Below are 1,683 nucleotides of genomic sequence, written 5' to 3'. Positions count from 1 at the left end.
CCCGGAGCCACGGGGTCAACTGGAGCTACGGGAGCCACCGGGGTTACGGGAGCCACCGGGGTTACGGGAGCAACTGGAGCTACGGGAGCAACTGGAGTTACGGGAGCAACAGGAGCTACGGGGTCAACTGGAGCCACGGGAGCGACAGGAGAGACGGGAGCAACCGGAGTCACGGGAGCAACTGGAGTAACCGGAGAGACGGGAGTAACCGGAGCCACGGGGTCAACTGGAGCTACGGGAGCCACCGGGGGGACGGGAGCCACCGGGGTTACGGGAGCAACTGGAGCTACGGGGTCAACTGGAGCTACGGGAGAAACTGGAGCTACGGGAGCAACAGGAGAGACAGGGTCAACAGGAGAGACGGGAGCAACTGGAGTTATGGGAGCAACTGGAGCTACGGGGTCAACCGGAGCCACGGGAGCGACAGGAGAGACGGGAGCAACCGGAGTCACGGGAGCAACCGGAGAGACGGGAGTAACCGGGGCCATGGGGTCAACTGGAGCTACGGGAGCAACCGGAGTCACGGGATCAACTGGAGAGACGGGATCAACTGGAGAGACGGGATCAACTGGAGCTACGGGAGCAACAGGAGAGACGGGAGTAACCGGAGCCACGGGGTCAACTGGAGCTACGGGAGCAACCGGAGTTACGGGAGCAACTGGGGTTACGGGAGCAACTGGGGTTACGGGAGCGACAGGAGAGACGGGAACAACCGGAGCCACGGGATCAACTGGAGCTACGGGAGTAACCGGAGTTACGGGAGCAACCGGAGTCACGGGAGCAATCGGAGCCACGGGAGTAACTGGAGAGACAGGAGCAACTGGGATCACCGGAGCCACGGGAGTAACTGGAGAGACGGGAGCAACTGGAATCACGGGAGCAACCGGAGTTACGGGAGCAACCGGAGTTACGGGAGCCACGGGGTCAATTGGAGTCACGGGAGCAACCGGAGCTACGGGAGCAACCGGAGTCGCGGGAGCAACTGGGGTTACGGGAGCAACTGGGGTTACGGGAGCAACCGGAGAGACGGGAGCAACCGGAGAGACGGGAGCCACGGGAGCCACGGGGTCAACTGGAGCGACGGGAGCAACTGGAGCGACGGGATCAACCGGAGCCACGGGGTCAACCGGAGTTACGGGAGCAACTGGAGAAACGGGAGCAACCGGAACCACGGGGTCAACTGGAGCTACGGGGTCAACTGGAGCCACGGGAGCAACTGGAGTTACGGGAGCAACCGGAGTCACGGGAGCAACAGGAGAGACGGGAGCAACTGGAGCTACGGGAGCAACCGGAGCCACGGGTTCAACTGGAGCTACGGGAGCAACCGGAGCAACCGGAGAAACGGGAGTAACCGGAGTTACGGGAGCAACTGGAGTCACGGGAGCAACTGGGGTTACGGGAGCGACAGGAGAGACGGGGTCAACTGGAGCAACAGGAGAGACGGGAGCAACCGGAGAGACGGGAGCAACTGGAGCTATGGGGTCAACCGGAGCCACGGGAGCGACAGGAGAGACGGGAGTAACCGGGGCCACGGGAGCAACAGGAGAGACGGGAGTAACCGGGCCCACGGGGGCAACTGGAGAGACGGGAGCCACGGGGTCAACTGGAGCTACGGGAGCAACCGGAGTCACGGGAGCAACTGGAGAGACGGGAGCAACCGGAACCACGGGGTCAACTGGAGCT

Annotated in this window: 1 protein-coding gene; it reads right to left on the bottom strand. The window is 63.5% G+C overall.

Translation table 11 applies throughout. The annotated features are described in order from the left end of the window. Positions 1-1,683, bottom strand: a 1,683-nt coding sequence (locus tag NST23_RS28390) for a hypothetical protein (RefSeq protein WP_340965321.1), incomplete at both ends; no start/stop codon positions are given.

It is taken from the genome of Brevibacillus sp. FSL K6-0770 (assembly GCF_038000275.1).
Lineage (GTDB): Bacteria > Bacillota > Bacilli > Brevibacillales > Brevibacillaceae > Brevibacillus > Brevibacillus parabrevis.
This window is presented reverse-complemented; position numbering and strand designations above follow the sequence as displayed.